Genomic DNA, 14689 nt, shown 5'->3' on the forward strand with positions numbered 1-14689 from the left:
GCCTGGTAGAGGTGTATCCAGCCCCACCCCCGGCCGGTACCCTTCCCCAGTGCGGCGGCGGTCGGTGCGACGAAGACTCGACCCATGACCCGCTTCGCGCTCGCCGTGCCACGCTGCGTCGCCCTGGTCGTGCTGGGCGTGGCCGGGTTCGCCTACGGACACCTCCTCGTGGTCGGCGCCACCCTGGTGGTCATCTACCCGCTCGCCGTCTCCGGCCAGTTCCGGCTGACCGCGCTGGCGCGCCGGCTCGCCCGCGCCTGGGCCGGGGCCGACCTCCCCGACCCCGTCCGGTCGCCGCCACGCGCACCGCACCGGCGCGAGGACGGCTGGTACGCCCACGAGGGCACGTTGTTCAGATCGCCACGGCTGCCGGCGTTCCTGCTCAAGCTGGACCAGCACGCGAAGGACCCGACGCTCAGCCGGGAATGGCTGTGGCTGATCCTCACCCCGGTCACCGGCGGGCTCCCGCTCCTGGTGCCGCCCGCGCTGATCGCGGCCGGCGTGTACGTGCTCGCCTCTCCTCCCTGGGATCCCGCGTGGTCGGTGCCGGTGGCTGTCGGGGCCGTCGTGGCCGCGTTCCTGCTCGCGCCGGGTGCGCTGCGGGCGTACGGGCTGTGGGCCGGCGTGCTGCTGGGGCCTGGGAAGCCGCCGCAGACGGCGGTCGGCCGGTGGGTCACCCGGACGTCGGCCGCGACCTGGCGGGGGGCCGGCCTGGCCGGGCTCTCCCTCGCCGCGTTCGGCGGCCTGCTGCTCAACCTGCTCGCCGCAGCCGTCTCGTGGGGCGGGCTGCTGCCCTACACCCTGCCGGTCACGCGGTCACTTGTGCAGCTCTACCGGCGCCACGTCGGCCGGTGGACGGGCACCGACCTGCCCGCACCGTACCGGCCGTACCCGCCGTCGCCCAGCCCCGCCGAGGACGGCAACTACCGGGTCGGGCGGGTCCTGTACACCGACCTCCCGGCGGCCGTCCAGGGTCAGCGGCCGGGGTGGTTGTTCGGCGACCCGGCCACCTGGCGGGACCAGCTGTGGTCACTGGGCTCGGTCGTCCTGGCCCCGCTCTCGTTCGTCCCGGCGGTCCTGGTCGCCTTCGGGTTCTACGGCCTGTTCTGTCAGCCTTTGACATGGGTGGGCTGGGCGGTGCCGATCGGCCTGCTCACCGGCTACTGGGCCACCCCGTTCTACCTGTGGTTCGGCATCGAGCACGTCGGCCTCGTCGCGCCGTGGTTTCCGGACTGGGCGAGCATGCCCGGCGGGCTGGTCATGACGCTGCTCGGGCTCGGCCTGGCCAGCCCACTGATGAGGCTGCGGCTGTCGTGGGACCGGCTCCTGCTCACCCCCACGGCGGCCACCGTGCTCGCCTCGCGGGTCGCGCACCTCGCCACCACCCGGGCCGACGCCGTCGACGTGCAGGCGGCCGAACTGCGCCGCATCGAACGCGACCTGCACGACGGCGCCCAGGCCCGGCTCATCGCCGTCGGGCTCGGCCTGGCCGCCGTCGCACGGCTCATGGAGACCGACCAGGTGCGCGCGCGGCGGCAGCTGGAACAGGCGCAGGAGACGTCCGCCGCCGCGCTGGCCGAGCTGCGCGACCTGGTACGCGGCATCCACCCGCCGGTGCTCGCCGAACGCGGACTCGGCGACGCGATCCGGGCGCTCGCGCTCGACACCCCGCTGCCGGTGGACGTGGACGTCGACCTGCCCGGCCGGTTCGACGCACCGGTCGAGTCCGCCGCCTACTTCGTCACCTGCGAGGCCCTCACCAACGCGGCCCGCTGCGCGCCCCGCATCTCGGTCTCGCTGTCCCACCGCGACGGGACGCTCCGGATGGTGGTGACCGACGACGGCCCCGGCGGGGCCGACCCGGCCAGGGGAACCGGGCTGCGCGGCATCCAACGGCGGCTCGCTACATTCGACGGGACCCTGACCCTGCACAGTCCGCCCGGCGGACCCACCGTCGTCACCATGGAGATCCCGTGCGCGTCGTCCTCGCCGAGGACCTCCACATCCTGAGGGATGGGCTGGTCCTGCTCCTCGAAAGCCACGGCTTCACCCTCGCCGCGGCCGTCGGCGACGGGCCGGCACTGCGCGCCGCCCTGGCCCGGCACCGACCCGACGTCGCCATCGTCGACGTACGGCTGCCGCCGACCTTCACCGACGAGGGCCTCCAGGCGGCACTGGCCGCCCGGCGTGACATCCCCGGCCTGCCGGTGCTGGTGCTGTCCCAGCACGTCGAGCAGCTCTACGCCCGGGAACTACTGGCCGACGGGGCCGGTGCCGTCGGCTATCTGCTCAAGGACCGGGTCCTGAACGCGGACCAGTTCATCGACGCCGTACGCCGGGTCGCGTCGGGCGGCACCGCGATGGATCCCGAGGTGATCGCCAAGCTGCTGACGGCCGGCGGCACCGCCTCGCCCCTGGCGCGCCTCACGCCGCGCGAGCGGGAGGTCCTCGAACTCATGGCCCAGGGGCGTTCCAACGCCGCCATCTCGCAGCGGCTGTTCCTCAGCGAGAGTGCCGTGGGCAAACACACCGCGAGCATCTTCGACAAGCTGCGTCTCCCTCCGTCATCCGACGACAACCGCCGCGTCCTCGCCGTCCTCGCGTATCTCAACAACGCCTGATCCCGGATACGCGACCGCACGGCCTCGCCGCCACCGATCTCGGCAATACGGCCTCAGGCGAGCTGCTCCAGCGTCCGAGTGATGTTGTGCTCGACGATGGCGAGCATGCCGGCCCGGTCCGGGAAGTCGCCGTCGAGCAGCCGCAGCGGGCCCGCCACCAGGGACAGGTGCGTCGCGAGCCGGCAGAGGCGCATCCGGTTGCCGTCGAGGCCGTCGACGGCCAGCGCCGCATAGGCGTCGCCGAAGCGCAGTTCGAGGAAGGCGTGCTCCCACTCCACGTCGAGGAACACCGCGCCCTCGATGTCGACGAGCACCGGACGGTCCCGCTCGTCGACCAGCACGTGGTCCGGGCCGAGTTCGCCGTGGATCAGGCCGTACCGGGAGCGGGGTGTCACGGCGGCGCACCGCTCGGCCAGGGCGTCGGCGAGACGGTCCCGCACGGCGGCGATCCGCTCGACCCGGGCGGCGGCCTCGGTCAGGTCCCGCAGCGCCCGGTCGAGCACGATCCGCTCCACCGGCCGCCCGGGCGTCGGCCCGTCGAGGCCCGGGCGGCCGTACCGGTCGCGGCGGCGGGCGTGCATGCTCCGGACGGCGTCGCCGAGCCGGGCCAGCACCACCCCGGCGCGTCGCGGGTCGCGCCGGCGCAGGTCCTGCAGCGTGCCGCCCCGGACGTCCTGCACCACCGCCACCTCGCCGGGCAGCAGGCCCGCGGTGGGGGCGAGCAGCAGCCGGGGCACCCGTACCCCGGCGGCGGTGAACTCCCGGTGCGCCGCGGCGAACAGCCCCGCCCCGGTGGCGTGCCCGAACGGGTCGTCGCGTTCCGGTGCCACCCGCGCCGACCCCACCCGCGCCCCACCCACCCGAAGATCATGCCTGACCGAACCCGCCCCTCAGGGGGTGGTCAGAAGGCCGGAGAGGAGGACGCCGCGGGCCAGGTTGAGCACTCCGTCGCAGCCGGGGAAGCCCGTACGGATGCAGGCGCCGGCGGGCCGGCGGCCGAACAGGTACGGGGCGATGCTGTACGGCACCTCGGCGGCGACCGTCTCTCCGGTTTCGATGTGCACGAAGTCCAGCGGCACGTCGTCGGCCTTCACGTACTCCTGGAGGATGAAGCCGCCCCGCCCGACGGCGCGGGTCAGCCCGTCCCGCCACGCGTCGGCGTCGGTCTCCCGGCCGATCAGCACGTCCACCCCGGCGGAGCCGTCGGCCGGCTTCGCCACCAGGCCGGCCCGCTCGGCCACCGCCCGGTCGAGCAGTTGCGTCGTCAGCGACCAGGTACGCGGCACGTACCGGTGCACCAGGTCCCGATCGGCGGCCGGCAGCGTGTCGGCGTCCTCCCACAGCCAGGCAAAGGCGCGCTTGTTGGCGACCAGCCAGGCCGCCGCCGACACCCACATCGGCACCGTGCCCGCCGCCAGCGCCGCCTCCAGGGCGTCGACCCCGGCGCTCGGGGTGACCCGGTTGGGCACGAAGAGCCGGAACACCCCGTCGACCGGCGCCCCGCCGGCGACCAGCCGCTTCCGGTCGTCGAGCGTGACCTGGGAGACCGGCGCGATGACCAGGTCCATGCCGCTCGCGGCGGCCCGCTCGACCACCGGCGACAGCAGCCGGATGAACCGTTGCGGGTCGTCGAGACCGGGGTACTCGGCGTCGAAGTCGACAAGCATGGCTACGCGGGCGCCCTCGGGCAGGCCGAGGCCGGCGCGGATCGCGGCGAAGCGCCGGTCCACCGCCGAGGGCGCCGCCGCCAGCCGGACCCGGTCGGTGAGGCCGGTCCGCCGGTAGACGTCGACGAAGCGGCGCACGGTGGTGTCGGCGTCGAACGCCCCGCCGAGGCTGCTGTCGATGTTGTACTCGACGAACCGGGGCACCCCGTCGCAGAGCAGCACGTCCGGGCGGAAGGCGTCCAGCAGCGCCTCGGTCAGCGGCTCGTCGTCGTCGAGCAGCCGGGTCTCGCCGTCGGCGACGTCCAGCAGCCGGCGCAGCTCCCCCGCCGTGCCGGCCCGCCGCCGGCACGCCTCGAAGAGGAGCTGCGCGAGGCGGTCGGCGACGGCGTTGAGCACGCCCAGCGAGGTCTCGTCCATCACCGGCGGCCGGGCCAGGCGCCACTGCTCGTTGTACGTGGCGCGGCCGTCGAAGACCTCGCGCCAGGACCCGGCCCCGGCGGCCACCATTTCGGCGCGCACCGGCGCGGGCAGGTCGAGCCACGCCCGCGCGGCGGAGGGCCAGCGGTAGTCGACGTCGTCCATTCATCCCTCCTTCATGACGTGTCCGATGGCGGCCCGCAGCTGCTCGCGGCTGGGCTGCACGGCCCGGTCCAGCGCCGGGGCGAACGGCAGCACCGCGCCGTCGGGGCGGGTGACCCGCCGTGGCGGCGCGACCAGCCGCACCCGCTCGACCACGGTCGCGATGATCTCCCCGGCGATGCCGCAGGAGCGGTTGGAGTCGTCCACCACCACCAGCCGCCCGGTGCGGGCCACCGAGGCGGCGAGGCCGTCCCAGTCGAACGGGTAGAGCGTGCGTGGGTCCAACACCTCCACCGACACCTGGTCGGCCAGCTCCTCGGCGACGGCGAGGGCGTCGTGCACCAGGTGTCCGACCGCGACCACGGTCACGTCGTCGCCGGGCCGGTGCACCCGGGCGCGGCCCAGCGGCACCGGGGCGAGCGCGGCGAGGTCGACGTCGGCGCGGACGTCCAGCGCCCCGGCCGGGGCGAAGACCACCACCGGGTCGTCGCACCGCACCGCCGACACCAGCAGGCCGTACGCGTCGGCGGGGGTGGCCGGCACGACCGTGGTCACCCCGACGTGGGCGAAGAGACTGTACGGGTGGTCGGAGTGCTGCCCCGCCCAGCCCGTCCGGGAGCCGGAGCCCGGCACCAGGTAGGTGACGGGCACGGCGCACTGCCCGCCGGTCATCAGCGGGAATTTGTGCGCGTGGTTGACGACCTGCTCGAAGACCAGGAACAGCAGCGACGGGATCTGGAACTCCACCACCGGCCGCATCCCGGCCAGGGCCGCCCCCGTGGCGAAGCTGGTGAACGCCTGCTCCGACAGCGGGGTGTCGAGCACCCGGTCGGGGCCGAACCGCTTGACCAGCCCGGCGGTGACGTTCGAGGCGGCCACCCGGATGTCCTCGCCGAGCAGGAACACCGACTCGTCGCGGGCCAACTCGTCGGCGAGCGCCCGGGTGAGCGCCTTGCGGTAGGACAGTCTGGGCATCTAGCCACCTCCGGTGCGGGCGGTCAGGCCGCTGGCGTACAGGTGTGCCAGGGCGTCGGCCGGGTCCGGCTCCGCGCTGGCGAGCGCGAACCGCACGGCCGCCGCCAGCGTCGACTCCACCTCGGCGTCCACGTCGGCCCGCACGGCGGCGGGCAGCCGGGCGCCCTGGATGTCCACCGGGTCGCGGGAACGGCCCCGGGCCACCTCGTCGGGCGGGCGGTAGTCGAGGCGTACCGCGTGCTCGAAGGTGTGGTGGGCGTCGAACCGGTAGGTCAGCGCCTCGATCAGCTCGGGGCCGCCGCCGGCGCGCATCCGGTCGACGGCGGCGCTCGCGGCGCCGCGTACCGCCTCGGGGTCCTGGCCGTCCACGACGGCGGCCGGGATGCCGAAGGCGGCGGCCCGGCCGGGGATGCTGCCGGCGACCGCGCCCGCGACGGGCATGGTGGTGGCGTAGCCGTTGTTCTCGCAGACGAACAGCACCGGCACCCGCCACAGCGCGGCCAGGTTGAACGCCTCCAGCAGCATCCCCTCGTTGACGGCGCCGTCGCCGAAGAAGCTCACCCCGACGACGTCGTCGCCCCAGCGGCGGCGCGCCCAGACCGCGCCGGTGACGATCGCCCCGGACGCGCCGACGATGGCGTTGGCGCCGAGCACGCCGACGCCGAAGTCGGCGGCGTGCATCGAGCCGCCCCGGCCGGCGTTGAGGCCGGTGACCCGGCCGCACAGCTCGGCCATCATCCGGGCCGGGTCGGCGCCCTTGGCGAGCACGTGCCCGTGCCCCCGGTGGGTGCCGGCGACCAGGTCGGCGGGGCGCAGCGCGGCGCACACCCCGGCGGCGATCCCCTCCTGCCCGAGGTACGGGTGGATGCCGCCGACGACGTGCCCGGAGCGGACCAGCTCGATGGCCCGCTCCTCGAAGCGGCGGATCAGCCGGACCGTCCGGTAGAGCCGGACCGGGTCGGTGCCCGTCACCGCGCGCGCCCCTCCTCGACGGCGGCGAGGATGTCGTCCCAGAGCCGGGCGCGGGCGGCGAGCGCGGTGTTGACGGTGTCCGCGCACTCCTGCCACCTGGCGTCGTCGTCGCCGCACAGGTCGGCGAGCATCTGCATCGCCATCGGGGTGTGCTGCTCGCCGTCGACCTCGATGTGCCGTTCCAGGTAGTCGACGAACGTGTGCAGCCGCCGGCTGCGCTCGTTGACGGCCACGACCTGGGTGAACATGTCGGGGATCAGGTCTTCCCGGCCGAAGGCGAAGGCGGCGGCCTGGCAGTGCACCGGGGTGCTCTCGATGATCCGCCAGGTGGTGCCGGCGAAGGCGGCCGACGGCGCGGGCACCCCGGCGTCGACCAGCGACTCGGCCACCGGCCGGCCGGCCCGCAGCAGGTCGATCAACTTCTCCACGGCCGTGGTGTCGGCGCCGGCCTCGCGCATGCCCCGCACGTACAGCTCGAAGTGGCTTAGGTAGCCGTCGCCCAGCTCGTCGCTCTCCTCCACCATCACGATGTCGTTGATCAGCCGGCGGCTGCCCGTGGGCCCGGTCGGGATCCACGGCACGGTGACGCAGGTGAGCTGCCGCTGCAACGACGTCAGCAGGGACATGAAGTCCCAGACGGCGAAGACGTGGTGCTCCATGAAGGTGACCAGCGCCTCGTGGGTGTCGAGGGCGGCGTAGAGGGGGTGCCGCACGACCGCCTCGCGGCGCTCGCTCACCGCCTTCTCCAGCCGTTCGATCCCCGGGTGCGTCCTACCCCAGTCGTACCGTGACATGTCAGCCTCCCTGCGGGGCGCGGTGGCGCCAGATGACCGGGCAGTACTCGGGGTCCGCGTAGTCCGGCCGCCCGTCGTCGGTGCGGCGGACCAGCACGTCGTGGTTGTACGCGGCGAGGCTGCCGTCGGAGAGCGGATACGCCCGCCAGGCGTTGTCGCCGTCCTGCAGGTGCAGCGAGATCGCCCGGCGCGGGCGGCCGCTGACGTTGGCGCCGCTGCCGTGGTAGGTGCGGCAGTGGTGGAAGCTCATGTGTCCCTTGGGGATCACCATCGGCACCTTGCGGATCTGCGCGCCGTTGTGGGCCGCGTTCTCGGCGAGCATCTCCTCCAGCTGGTCGCGGTCGCGCTCGGCGAAGTGGCGCACCACCGTGTCGTCGGCCCCGGTCTCCGCCCAGCGGTGCGAGCCGTCGACCATCGTGATGGTGCCCATCTCCTCGCCGCAGTCGTGGAACGGGATGAACGCGGTGAGCATGTCCTCCGACGACGAGGACGCCCAGTAGTGCTTGTCGAAGTGCCAGGGCACGATGTTCGACGGCTCGCCCGACACCGGTGGCTTGTGGATCAGCGTGGACTGGAAGACGCGGATCTCGGTGGCCCGGGCGAGGCGGGCGGCGACCGCGCCGATCAGCGGCTTGCGCAGGATCGCCCCGAGCACGTCGTGCTCGTGGTGGACGTAGTCGTTGTGCCGCTGCACCGGGCCCTTCGACGGGTCCCAGTAGGCGAGCCTCGGCGGGCGCACCGGCAGGCGGCGGTACCGCTCGCCGGCGTAGTAGCGGTCGGCGGCGGCCGTGAGGGCGTCCACCTCGTCGTCGGTGAGCAGCTTCTTCGACAGGTACCAGCCGTGCGCGGCGTAGAACGCCACGTCCTCCTCGGAGGGCAGCAGCGCCTCCTCCTCGGCGGTCAGCGTCGGCTCGAACTCGGTCGCGGTCACGCCCGCACCTCCTGCGGTGTCGGGGCCGCGACGGTGGTTCCCGCCGCGGCCAGTTCCCGTTCCTTGGCCTCGTAGAGCGCCTTGATGTTGCCGCTGCCGAAGGTCCGCGCCCCGCGCCGCTCGATCAGCTCCAGGAAGAGCGTGCGGCGCACGTGCATGGACTCGGTGAAGATCTGCAGCAGCTGACCGCCGTGGTCGCGGTCGACGAGCACGCCGAGGTCGCGCAGCCGCTCCAGCGGCGCGTCCACCGGGCCGACGCGCGCCTCCAGGGCGTCGTAGTAGCTGGCCGGGGTGCCGGCGAAGCGCACGCCCCGCTCGGCGAGGGCGGCCACGGCGGTGACGATGTCGTCGGTGCGCAGCCCCAGATGCTGCACCCCGGCGCCGACGTGCTGGTCCAGGAACGCGTCGAGCTGCCCGGGCCGGCGCGAGCGGTCCGGCTCCAGCAGCACCAGGGTCACCCGCCCCGAGCCGCTCTGCACCACCGTGGAGTTCATCGCCTGCCCGGCGACCTCCACGTGCTCGGTGAAGATCTCCGCGAACCCGAAGACGTCCCGGTAGTGCCGGACGGTCTCGTCGAGCTGCCCGGGCGGCACGCAGACCGCCAGGTGGTCGATCTCGGCGAGCAGCTTGCCGCCGCCGTCGGAGGGGATCATCTCGATCGCCCCGGGCAGGAACTCGCCCCGGTCGCCGTGGCGGGACACGAGGCGGTGCCGCACGTCGCCGAAGCCGCCCACCTCGGCGGTCACCACCTCGGTGTCCGCGCCGGTGCGGGTCGTCGGCGGCGTCACCCCCGCCGCTCCCCGGCGCACCAGTTCGGCGTACGCGCCGGCGGCGTCGTCGACCTCCAGCGCGACCACGGCCACGCCGTCGCCGTGCCGCTGCACGTACCGCGACGCCGGGTGCCCGGCGGTGAGCCCGGTGGTGAGCACCATCCGGACGTCGCCCTGGCTCAGCAGCAGCGACCGCTGGTCGGCCAGCCCGGTCTCGGGGCCGCCCTGGCCGAGCAGTTGGAAGCCGACCGCCCGGTCGAAGTAGAAGGCCGCCTGCCGGGCGTCGCCCACGAAGAGTTCGATGTGGTCTATCCCACGGATGTCCATGTCCTCAGCCCTTTCACGGTTCCCCGTGGTTGCCGTCCGGGCGCGGTCCGCCCGGGATGGTGCGTGGAAAGTCCCTCGGCCGGGCGGCCCGCGCGAGCAGCAGGCTCACGTTCTGGCCGCCGAAGCCGAAGGAGTTGGTCAGCGCGTATCCGGTGTCCGTCTTCCGCGGCTCGGCGCGGATGTGGTCCGCCGGGCAGGCCGGGTCCGGGTCGTCGAGGTTGTGCGTCGGCGGCAGCAGGCCCCGGCCGAGCGCCAGCGCGGTGGCCGCCGCCTCCAGCGCCCCGGAGGCGCCGAGGAGGTGGCCGGTGAGCGCCTTGGTGGAGCTGACCGGCACGCCGCCGGCGCCGAACACCTCGGCCAGCGCGGTCGTCTCGGCGATGTCGCCGAGCTTCGTGGCGGTGCCGTGCGCGTTGACGTAGCCGACCCGCGCGGCGGGCACGCCGCCGCTGACCAGCGCGCGCCGCATGCACTCCGCCGCGCCGGCGCCGTCCGGCCGCGGGGCGGTCGGGTGGTACGCGTCGGTGTTCACCCCGTACCCGGCGACCTCGGCGTAGCCGGCGGCGCCCCGGGCGGCGGCGTGCTCGGCGCGTTCGAGCACGAGCAGGGCCGCGCCCTCGGCGAGGACGAAGCCGTTGCGGCGGGCGTCGAACGGCCGGCTCGCCGCGGTCGGGTCGGCCCAGCCCCGGGCGAGCGCCCGGGCGTTGCCGAAGGTGTCGGCGAAGGTGGGGAACAGCGGCGCCTCGCTGGCCCCGCAGAGCACCACGTCGGCCTCCCCGGCGCGGATCAGCCGCACCGCGTCGGCGATCGACTGGGCGCCGGAGGCGCAGGCGGTGCCGACCGACGAGGTGTAGCCGCGGATGCCGTGGCGGATGGCGATCCGGGCCGACGGCATGTTCGGCAGGATGCCGGTGAGCAGGTACGGGCTGACCGCCGCCCGGCCGCGCTCGGCGCGGGCCAGCACCTGCGCCTCCAGGGTGGCCATCCCGCCGACGCCGCCGACGATCACCCCGATCCGGCCCGGGTCCACGTCCCGGCCCACCTCGATGCCGGCGTCGGCGAGGGCGTCGGCGGCGGCGAGCAGGGCGAGCACCACGACCCGGTCCAGCACCCTGGTCTCCGGCCCGGTGGCGACCGTGCGGGGATCGACGTCGGGTAGCACGCCGGCCACCTCCAGCGACCCGGCCGCCGGGTGCCCGGCCGGCGGCCGGGTCAGCCCGGACCGGCCGTCGCAGAGCGCGTCGAAGGTGGCGTCGACGCCCCGTCCGACGGGGGTGAACAGCCCCATCCCGGTGATGACGGCGGTCATGACGGCGTCTCGGTGAGGTAGCGCTCCCGCAGGGCCACCTTGCGCACCTTGCCCGTGACGGTGACCGGGATGTCGGCGGAGCGGACCGGCACGACCCGGCGCAGGGTCGCGCCGACGTCCGGGCCGAGCGCGGCCCGGACCCGACCGGTGCGGTCCTCGGCGGGGTCGACGCCGGCGGCGAGTTCCAGCAGCACGTCGGTGACCACCCCGCCGGCCCCCGAGGTGATCACGACCGTGCAGTCGGTGACGTCCGGGCAGGCGGCGAGGACGCGCTCCTCGGACAGCGCGGTGTAGAACCACCGCCCGTTTCCGGCGTCGACCGCGTCGACGGCCCGGTCCAGGTGGTGGTAGCGGCCCTCGTCGTCGGCGTACACCAGGTCGCCGGTCAGGTACCAGCCGCGTCGCCGGGACCGGTACGTGGTGACGGAGTCGTTCCAGTAGCCGCGGAACAGCGACGGCGAGTCGACGCCGAGCCAGCCCACCTCGCCGGCCGGCACCGGATCGCCGTCGGCGTCGAGCACGGCGACCCTGGCGAACCGGTAGGGCCGGCCGACGCAGCGGCCGTACCGGTCGGTGTCGACGCGGTGGGTGATGTGGAACATCGAGTGCCCCATCTCGCTGGAACCCAGCCCGTCGATGAAGACCGAGCCGGGCACCCGGGTGACGCCCTCGCGGGTCACCACGTCGCGGGAGCCGACCGCGACCAGCCGGCGCACGTGCGGCTCGTGCGAGCAGTCGCCGGTGTTGAACCACAGCGACACCGAGTCCAGGTCGTACGCGGACAGGTCGAAGCGGGCCAGCTCCGCCCACGTCACGGAGAACCCGAAGACCCCGTCGGGACGCCAGCGCTGGATCGCCTCCAGCACCCGCTCCCCACCCTGCTCGGAGAGCAGGAGCATCTCGGCGGAGTTGCCGAGGGCCTGGTTGACCATGAGCACGGTGGCGGTGTGCGGGGCGGGCAGGGCGTTGAGGATGCGGCGGGTGCCCTGCGCCTGCGGCATGGCGAGCAGGTGCCGGGTGGCGGCGAACAGGCTGGCGTGCGAGTGCAGCACCGCCTTGGGCACCCCCGTGGTGCCGGAGGTGTGGGTGATGACCACCGGGTCGTCGGCGTGGTGCCGGTAGTGCTCCGGCGCGGCGGCCGGGTCGCCGGTGCCGGCCTCGGCGGGCGTGCCGAGCACCGGCACGCCGAGGTCGTGGCCCGCCAGCAGGGCGCGGTGCGCGTCGTCGGCGAGCACGCCGACGCCGCGCAGCCGGCGGACGTACTCGGCGGCGATCTCGGGACGCAGCCCGCCGTTCACCAGCGCCGGGATCGCGCCGAGCCGGGTCAGCGCGAGGAAGCTGAGCACCATGTCGGCGGCGGCGGTGGCCCACACGGCGACCGGGTCGCGGGGCTTGATTCCCCGCTCGTGCAGCCAGGCGGCGCGGGCGGCGACCCGCTCGTCGAGCCGGCCCAGCGTGAGCGCCCGCCCGGCCGGGTGGCCGTCCACGGCGGTGTCGAAGGTGAGGCCCGGCCCGTCCGGGTCGGCGCCGTGGGCCAGCACCCGGGCCAGCACGTTGCCCGCGCCGATCCGCTCGTCGGCGGCCAGCACCCCACGCAGTCCCCTGTTCCTCATGGTGCGTCTCCTCCCCCCAGCAGCACCGCGACGGCGCCGGTCCCGGGTGCCCCACCCGGGAGGCCGTCGTCGGGTGCCTGTTCGATCAGAACCAGCAGCGCCCGGTCGGCGTCGCCGTCGTGCAGCAGCAGCTCGGCCTCCGCGGTGCCCTCGGCGCGCGGGTCGCCGGTCGGCGCGAGGCAGAGCACCGGCCCGCCGAGGCCCCAGCGGGCGGCCACGTGCCCGGCCACGCTGTTGGGCACCGACTGGAAGAAGAACAGCGGCCCGGGTCGGCCGCCGCCGGCGACCGTGGCACGCACGTGCGCCGCGCTGGCCCGGTCCCCGGCCGCACTGACCAGCACGACCGCGATCCGCTCGCCGTCGGGGGCCGGCCGCCGGCCGTACGCCCGGGTCAGGCAGCGCTCGGCGACGGCCGCGACGAGGGGCGGGAAGCTGGAGTGCACGTACCCGGGCACCGGCGGCGGCGCCCCGTCGCCCGGCTCAGGCCAGGCCGCCTCGGCCAGCACGGTGAGGCGGCCGGCGGGATGCCCGGCGGTCGGACTCATGCCGCACCGACCAGCAGCGCCGTGTTGGCGCCACCGAAGGCGGCGTTGAGGCTCAGCGCGTACCCGGTGGCGGCGGGCCGGGGTGCGTCGCGGACGACGTCCAGCGGGCAGGCCGGGTCGGGGCCGAGCCAGCCGGCGTTGACGGGCAGTTTCCCGTGCCGCAGGGCGAGCACGGTCACCACCAGTTCCAGCAGGCCGGAGGCCTCCAGAGCGTGCCCGTGCAGCGCCTTGGTGGAGCTGACCGGGACGCGTGCCGCCGCCGCGCCGAGCGCGGTGCGCAGCGCCGCCGCCTCGGAGGCGTCGCTGTGGCCGGTGCCGGTGGCGTTGGCGTTGACGTACCCGATCGCCTCCGCTGGCAGCCCGGCCCGGCACAGCGCCGCGGTGACCGCCCGGGCCAGCCCCCGCCCGCCAGGCTCCGGCTGGCAGGGGTGGAACGCGTCGCCGGACCGGCCCCAGCCGAGCAGGTCGGCGACCGCGCCCCGAGCGACCACCCGCGACTCCAGCACCACCGCGGCGACGCCGTCGCCGAGCAGCAGACCGGTGCGGCCGGCGCTGAACGGGCGCACCGCGCCGTCGGTGGCGAGGGCGCGACCGGCGTCGAAGAGCGCGTACTGGTCCGGCTCGACCAGGTAGCCGGCGGCCACCACCGCCCGGGTGACGTCGCCCCGGCGGATCAGGGCGGCGGCGTCGGCGACCGCGCTGCTGGCCGAGACGCAGGCGGTGGTGTACGCCCGGGTCGGGCCGGTGAGCCCGGTCCGGGCGGCCAGCCCGGTGGTGAGCGCCGGCACGTGCGCGCCGCCGTGCACCGCCAGCAGCAGGGCCGTGCCGGCCCGGCGGCCGGCGTCGAGCCCGGCGTCCCGGCAGGCCGCGTCGACCGCCTCGGCGAGTTCGTCGGTCAGGTCGCCGGCGTCGGACAGGACGGCGGCGGCGTCGACCCGGCGGGGCGTCGTGTCGAAGCGGTCCACCGGCCGGAACGCCGGGGCCCCGGCGAGCACGCCGGCGAGCAGCGCTTCGGTTCCCCTGCCGAACGCGCTGGTCGCGTGGGCGCCGGTGAGCTGAACGGCCACCCGCTCAGCCATCGGCGGCGGCGGTCAGGGTGGTCCGGAAGACCGCCAGAGCGTCGTCGACGGTGCGGATCCCGGCGAGCTGGTCGTCGGTGAGGTCGAGGCGCCGGTCGAGGCGCTGCTCGACGAGGTGCACCAGCCAGGCCAGCTCCATGGAGCCGATCCGGTCGCCGACCTCGGCGGCCGGTTTCCCGGCCAGTTCGGCGAGCATGGCCAGCAGGTCGGCCCGTTCCAGCTCGGGCTGACCGGCCATCAGGCGTTGTCGCTCGTCGCCCCGGCGACCCGGTCGGCGACCATCGTGGTGAACTCGCCGACCGTCATCAGGGCCAGCTTCTCGGACTCGTCGTCGGCGAACTTCAGGCCGTAGCGGTCCTCCACGCGCACGGCGAGGTCGGCGAGGGCCAGCGATTCCAGGTCCACCCCGGACGGGCCGAGGGTCGTGTCGTCGTCGAGGCCCTCGACGTCGTAGTTCATGTCCTCGAGCTGCTCGACGACGAAGGCGCGGATCTCGGGTCGCATGGTTAA

Annotated in this window: 15 protein-coding genes; 2 read left to right on the top strand and 13 right to left on the bottom strand. The window is 75.0% G+C overall.

The features are described from left to right. Nucleotides 1-84 precede the first annotated feature (84 nt). Complete coding sequence (locus tag DER29_RS19985; protein ID WP_121398716.1) at nucleotides 85-2010, top strand: sensor histidine kinase; 1926 nt, start codon at nucleotides 85-87, stop codon at nucleotides 2008-2010. Then, a complete protein-coding gene (locus DER29_RS19990) occupies nucleotides 1974-2621 on the top strand; it encodes a response regulator transcription factor (protein ID WP_121398717.1) in 648 nt (215 codons plus the stop codon). Before DER29_RS19985 ends, DER29_RS19990 begins: the two co-directional genes overlap by 37 nt. A gap of 53 nt (nucleotides 2622-2674) precedes the next feature. Here DER29_RS19990 and DER29_RS19995 read toward each other — a convergent pair whose 3' ends face one another. From DER29_RS19995 to DER29_RS20055, 13 genes are read right to left on the bottom strand one after another with little or no spacing between them, the layout of a single operon-like run. Next, the gene (locus DER29_RS19995; protein ID WP_121398718.1) at nucleotides 2675-3481 is read right to left on the bottom strand and encodes a phosphotransferase family protein; all 807 of its coding nucleotides are present in this window, start codon (nucleotides 3479-3481) and stop codon (nucleotides 2675-2677) included. Nucleotides 3482-3511: 30 nt separating this feature from the next. Continuing rightward, a complete protein-coding gene (locus DER29_RS20000; protein WP_121398719.1) occupies nucleotides 3512-4870 on the bottom strand; it encodes a hypothetical protein in 1359 nt (452 codons plus the stop codon). Further along, nucleotides 4871-5842 (bottom strand): alpha-ketoacid dehydrogenase subunit beta, encoded by a 972-nt coding sequence (locus DER29_RS20005; RefSeq protein WP_121398720.1) that lies wholly within the window; start codon nucleotides 5840-5842, stop codon nucleotides 4871-4873. It lies immediately after the preceding gene. After that, on the bottom strand, nucleotides 5843-6814 hold the full coding sequence (locus tag DER29_RS20010) for a thiamine pyrophosphate-dependent dehydrogenase E1 component subunit alpha (RefSeq protein ID WP_121398721.1): 972 nt from the start codon (nucleotides 6812-6814) through the stop codon (nucleotides 5843-5845). Beyond that, a complete protein-coding gene (locus DER29_RS20015) occupies nucleotides 6811-7608 on the bottom strand; it encodes a DUF3050 domain-containing protein (RefSeq protein ID WP_121398722.1) in 798 nt (265 codons plus the stop codon). The genes DER29_RS20010 and DER29_RS20015 overlap by 4 nt, the downstream gene beginning before the upstream one ends. Nucleotide 7609: 1 nt before the next feature. Beyond that, a complete protein-coding gene (locus DER29_RS20020) occupies nucleotides 7610-8539 on the bottom strand; it encodes a phytanoyl-CoA dioxygenase family protein (RefSeq protein WP_121398723.1) in 930 nt (309 codons plus the stop codon). Beyond that, on the bottom strand, nucleotides 8536-9636 hold the full coding sequence (gene hppD, locus DER29_RS20025) for a 4-hydroxyphenylpyruvate dioxygenase (protein WP_121398724.1): 1101 nt from the start codon (nucleotides 9634-9636) through the stop codon (nucleotides 8536-8538). Before hppD ends, DER29_RS20020 begins: the two co-directional genes overlap by 4 nt. 13 nt (nucleotides 9637-9649) lie before the next feature. Continuing rightward, nucleotides 9650-10942, bottom strand: a complete 1293-nt coding sequence (locus DER29_RS20030) for a beta-ketoacyl synthase (protein WP_121398725.1) — start codon at nucleotides 10940-10942, stop codon at nucleotides 9650-9652. Beyond that, nucleotides 10939-12555, bottom strand: a complete 1617-nt coding sequence (locus tag DER29_RS20035; RefSeq protein ID WP_121398726.1) for a class I adenylate-forming enzyme family protein — start codon at nucleotides 12553-12555, stop codon at nucleotides 10939-10941. Before DER29_RS20035 ends, DER29_RS20030 begins: the two co-directional genes overlap by 4 nt. Beyond that, complete coding sequence (locus DER29_RS20040; RefSeq protein WP_121398727.1) at nucleotides 12552-13100, bottom strand: beta-ketoacyl synthase chain length factor; 549 nt, start codon at nucleotides 13098-13100, stop codon at nucleotides 12552-12554. The genes DER29_RS20035 and DER29_RS20040 overlap by 4 nt, the downstream gene beginning before the upstream one ends. Beyond that, nucleotides 13097-14179 carry a beta-ketoacyl synthase gene (locus DER29_RS20045; protein ID WP_121398728.1) on the bottom strand — a complete coding sequence of 361 codons (1083 nt, stop codon included), beginning with the start codon at nucleotides 14177-14179 and terminating at the stop codon, nucleotides 13097-13099. The genes DER29_RS20040 and DER29_RS20045 overlap by 4 nt, the downstream gene beginning before the upstream one ends. Next, nucleotides 14172-14417, bottom strand: coding sequence for an acyl carrier protein (locus DER29_RS20050; protein WP_121398729.1), 246 nt, complete (start codon nucleotides 14415-14417; stop codon nucleotides 14172-14174). The genes DER29_RS20045 and DER29_RS20050 overlap by 8 nt, the downstream gene beginning before the upstream one ends. Then, nucleotides 14417-14683: an acyl carrier protein gene (locus DER29_RS20055; RefSeq protein ID WP_121398730.1), complete on the bottom strand. Its 267-nt coding sequence runs from the start codon at nucleotides 14681-14683 to the stop codon at nucleotides 14417-14419. The genes DER29_RS20050 and DER29_RS20055 overlap by 1 nt, the downstream gene beginning before the upstream one ends. Nucleotides 14684-14689: the final 6 nt, after the last annotated feature.

The organism is Micromonospora sp. M71_S20 (assembly GCF_003664255.1).
Classification (GTDB): Bacteria; Actinomycetota; Actinomycetes; order Mycobacteriales; family Micromonosporaceae; genus Micromonospora.